At 71.0% G+C, this 3,891-nt stretch carries 6 protein-coding genes and 1 pseudogene; 3 read left to right on the top strand and 4 right to left on the bottom strand.

Going from position 1 to position 3,891, the window contains the following annotated elements:
- Both ACWCO3_RS32595 and ACWCO3_RS32590 read right to left on the bottom strand, forming a co-directional pair.
- Positions 1–191 (bottom strand): hypothetical protein (locus ACWCO3_RS32595; RefSeq protein WP_450013764.1); only part of this gene is annotated, 191 nt, incomplete at its 3' end.
- 130 nt (positions 192–321) lie between these two features.
- A complete protein-coding gene (locus ACWCO3_RS32590) occupies positions 322–471 on the bottom strand; it encodes an MGMT family protein (protein WP_450013762.1) in 150 nt (49 codons plus the stop codon).
- Between the two features lie 48 nt (positions 472–519).
- Between ACWCO3_RS32590 and ACWCO3_RS32585 the strand changes: the two genes are divergently transcribed.
- Entirely contained in the window at positions 520–945 is a 426-nt protein-coding gene (locus ACWCO3_RS32585; protein ID WP_450013760.1) for a hypothetical protein, read from the top strand.
- Here ACWCO3_RS32585 and ACWCO3_RS32580 read toward each other — a convergent pair.
- Entirely contained in the window at positions 928–1,407 is a 480-nt protein-coding gene (locus ACWCO3_RS32580) for a methylated-DNA--[protein]-cysteine S-methyltransferase (protein WP_450013758.1), read from the bottom strand. The genes ACWCO3_RS32585 and ACWCO3_RS32580 overlap by 18 nt on opposite strands.
- Before the next feature lie 99 nt (positions 1,408–1,506).
- Here ACWCO3_RS32580 and ACWCO3_RS32575 point away from each other — a divergent pair, with 99 nt between their 5' ends.
- The gene (locus ACWCO3_RS32575; RefSeq protein WP_435821821.1) at positions 1,507–2,019 is read left to right on the top strand and encodes a hypothetical protein; all 513 of its coding nucleotides are present in this window, start codon (positions 1,507–1,509) and stop codon (positions 2,017–2,019) included.
- Positions 2,020–2,047: 28 nt separating this feature from the next.
- Positions 2,048–3,580: a flotillin family protein gene (locus ACWCO3_RS32570; RefSeq protein ID WP_450013755.1), complete on the top strand. Its 1,533-nt coding sequence runs from the start codon at positions 2,048–2,050 to the stop codon at positions 3,578–3,580.
- Positions 3,581–3,731: 151 nt separating this feature from the next.
- Here ACWCO3_RS32570 and ACWCO3_RS32565 read toward each other — a convergent pair.
- Positions 3,732–3,891, bottom strand: a pseudogene (locus ACWCO3_RS32565) (CCA tRNA nucleotidyltransferase); the annotation flags it as partial.

The raw sequence follows: 3,891 nt of genomic DNA, 5'->3' as shown, positions 1-3,891 counted from the left end.
CGCAACGTGGGGCCGGTCCCGGTGCTGGTCAGCTCCGTGGTGGTGGCACCGGCGGCGTTACTGGCACCCTGAACTACCGGGTCACCCGGAGCGGCCTGAGCGGGCGCAGCAACGGCGGCACCAACCACGGTCGTGCCGGCGACACCTGCCGCGACGGTGCCGGCGCGGCGCAGCAGCCGACGGCGGTTCACAGTCTTGTCCTGGTTCTCGGTCAAAGTTCCCCCGCAGAGTCGGTGAAATGACGCCCGATCATGGCGGATGGGGCAAGGTGTCCACATCGACCGATCGGCTGATGAATATGGATCGGCCCGTCGGGACAGGTCATGACCACGCCTGCTGCAGGGCCACCCGGGCTTCCAACTCCAGCAGGTACACCTTGCGCGGCAGACCGCCCCCGAAGCCGACGAGCCGCCCACCGGCACCGACGATGCGGTGACACGGCACGTGTATTGGCGCCAGAACTTCTTCCACGAGGCTGCCAGGTCCTTCGAGCCGGCGAGCGGGGTCGCTTTCGCCGGCTTGGGCAGCACCGCAGACCTGGCGGCCGACCTGTTGACCGCACTGCTGTCACTCGCACTCCTCGCCCTGGCCGCCGCCAACGTGGTGGGGGTGAACGGCGCGCGGGTCGCCTCCTGGGCCACGGCGCCCTTTCTCGCCTGCTGCGCCACCGTCGGTGTGGTCCGGTCTCCCCGGCCGCTCTACTCCTTTTACTCCACCGAGGACATCGACCGGATCACCGTGCTGGCGCGGGACGCCATGCCGGGCTGGCTGGAGCCCCTGCTGCTCACTCTGGGTGTGGGCGCGCCGGTGGCCATCGTCGTCGCACTGGTCCTGCTGGCCCTGCCTCCGGCCAACGGCTTCTTCCGGCGGCGGCACCCGGCCGACCCGCCGTGGCTGGCCCACTCGAGTGGTGACGTGCCGAGGAACTCAGTGCCAGGCGCGTAGCAGGGCGACCCCGGCCTCCAACTCCAGCAGCTTGACCTTGCGGGGCAGACCCCCGCCGAAGCCGACAAGCTTGCCGCCCACGCCGACGATCCGGTGACACGGCACGATCACCGGCACCGGGTTTCGGTTGCAGGCCACGCCCACCGCCCGGGCCGCCCCGGGATCGCCGACGAGGCGCGCCACCTCGCCGTAGGTGAGCGTCTCCCCGTACGGAATCCGCGTCATCTCCTGCCACACGGCCCGCTCGAAGTCGGAGCCGCGCGGCATCGAGACCGGGATGGTGAACGCGGTCAACGCACCGGCGAAGTACGCCCGCAGTTCGGTCACCGCCCGCTGGGACAGCAGGTCGCCGGGCACGTCGACCGCCGCGTCGACCCGGCCGAAGGCGGTGCCGCAGACGTTCGTGCCGTCCGTGGCGACGGAGAACTCACCGATCGGTGAGTCGAGCACGGTCCAGCGCATCAACCCATTCTCCCCGATGCCGCCGCCGACGCGGCTGCCAGCGTCGGGCCGAGCGCCACTCGGCGTTCGGCGTTGCGTGGCGTCGATACCGTCAAGGTCGTGGCAACGGGGACGCTCATCTTTCTGATCATCGGTGGGGCAGGCATCGCGGTGCTCGCGCTCGCCCTGCTCGGCACCGAGCTGCTCCATTTCGGGCACGCCGACGTGGACGGCCCGATCTCGGTCGAGACGGTCGCCGGCTTCGCCGGAGCATTCGGGTTCGGCGCGGCCATCGTCAACGAACTGCTCGGTGCGCGTACACCGGGAATGGTCGTCGGCGCGGTGGTCGGCGGCGTCCTCGCGGCCGTGCCCACCGGCTGGTTGGCTTCCCGGCTGAGCCGGGCGGCGCGCAACATGCGTACGGACCCCACCCCCACCCGTGACGACCTGGTCGGGGCGCTCGGCCTGGTCGTCACCCCGGTGCCGGTCGACGGGTACGGCGAGGTCCGAATCCGGCTCGCCGGCCAACCGGTCAAGCTCAGTGCCCGTGCGGACCAGCCGATACCGATCGGCGCCCAGGTGTTCGTCGTTCAGGCGCTGAGCGAGACAAGCGTGCAGGTCGAGACCTACTGATTTCCCCCTCGTAGACGGGACTCCTTATATGGCCCTGTTAATCGCCATCGGTGGCGCGGTCCTCCTCGTGCTCATCCTGGTGCTCTTCGTGCTCTCTCGAATCAAGGTGGCCGGGCCGAACGAGGCGTTCATCGTCACCGGTCGCAAGGGCCGCACCACGCAGACCGCCGACGGCGGACGGTCGACAGACACCTCCGGGCAGAAGGTCGTGCTGGGCGCGTCGGTGTTCGTGCTGCCGGTCGTGCAGAAGCTCCAGTCGCTCGACCTGTCCAGCCGACGGATCGACGTCGGCATCCGGGGCGCGGTGAGCAAGCAGGGCATCCGCGCCGACCTGCACGGCGTGGCGATCGTCAAGGTTGGCGGGACCGAGGACGCCATCCGGGCCGCCGCGCAGCGGTTCCTGCACCAACAGGACGAGATCGACAACTTCACCCGCGAGGTGCTCGCCGGCGCACTGCGCTCGATCGTCGGTCGGCTCACCGTCGAGGAGGTCATCCGGGACCGGGCGGCGTTCGCCAGCGCCGTGGCCGAGGAGGCCGAGCACTCGATGACCAATCAGGGCCTGGTGCTGGACACCTTCCAACTCCAGGACATCCTCGCCGAGGGCTCCTACCTGCAGGACCTGGGTCGGCCGGAGGCCGCCCGGGTACTCAAGGACGCGGCGATCGCCGAGGCGCGGGCCCGACAGCAGGCCGAGCAGGAGCGCCTGCTCGCCGAGGAGGCCATCGCCGAGGCGAACCGGAACCTGGCCCTCAAGCAGGCCGGCATCCAGGCCGAGATCGACGCGGCGAAGGCGAAGTCCGCCGCCGCCGGCCCGCTCGCGCAGGCGGAACGGGACCAGGCGATCCTCTCCGAGCAGCAGAAGGTCGCCGAGCGCAACGCCGAACTCAAGCAGCGCCAACTGGACACCGAGGTACGCAAGCCGGCCGACGCGGCCCGGTACAAGGTGGAGCAGGAGGCGGAGGCGTCGCGTAACGCGGCGGTGCTGCACGCGGACGCGCAGCGGCAGTCGGTCATCGCCGCCGCGCAGGCCTCCGCCGAACAGGCACGGCTCACCGGTGAGGGTGAGCGGGCCCGACGTGCCGCGCTCGCCGAGGCGAACGCGATCGAGGGCGCCAAGGAGGGTGAGGCCGAGCAGCGTCGGCGTTCCGCCATCGCCGAGGCGGTCGAGCGGGAGGGTCAGGCAGAGGCGGCGGCCATCCTGGCCAGGGGTGAGGCCGAGGCGGACGCGATGGCGCGCAAGGCCGAGGCGTTCGCCGCGTACGGGGAGGCGGCGGTTCTGGACCTGCTGGTCAAGGTGCTGCCGCAGGTGGTGGAGGCGGCCAGCGCCCCGATCGGGGCGATCGACAAGATGACTGTCATCTCCACCGACGGTGCGTCGTCGCTGACGAAGTCGGTGGCCGGCAACGTGGCCCAGGGGCTCCAGCTCGGCAGTGACCTGACCGGGATCGACCTGGCCGGCCTGCTGGCCCGGCTCGGCTCGGCGTCGACGCCGGCCGGCAACGGCGCCTCGACCGGCAAGGGCGCGGCCGTGGACAGTACGGCAGTCGAGACGCGCTGACGCTGTACGCCGATGGGCGCCGCTCCCGGTTCGGGCGCGGCGCCCGTCTGATCGACTCGGGTTCCTAGAAACCCGGGGTGTCCTGGCGACCGGGACACCGCGGTTTCGGTGAAACCGAGTTGATCAAGGCCAGACGGCGGGGCTGCTGGAGCTAGTCGACCAGGCCCTCGGTGCGGGCCCAACGCAGCAACTCCACCTCGGCGGCGTCGCGGTCCAGCGGGCCGTGTTCGAGGCGCAGTTCCTTGAGGTGCTTCCAGGCCCTACCCACCACCGGCCCCGGCGGCACGCCGAGCAGCTCCATGATCGCGTTG

This window comes from Micromonospora sp. NPDC002411 (assembly GCF_053592955.1).
This window is presented reverse-complemented; position numbering and strand designations above follow the sequence as displayed.

Coding starts and splice junctions, on each gene's coding strand:
- ACWCO3_RS32570 (WP_450013755.1), top strand. CDS start 2,048: ATGGCCCTGTTAATCGCCATCGGTGGCGCGGTCCTCCTCGTGCTCATC.
- ACWCO3_RS32580 (WP_450013758.1), bottom strand. CDS start 1,407: ATGCGCTGGACCGTGCTCGACTCACCGATCGGTGAGTTCTCCGTCGCC.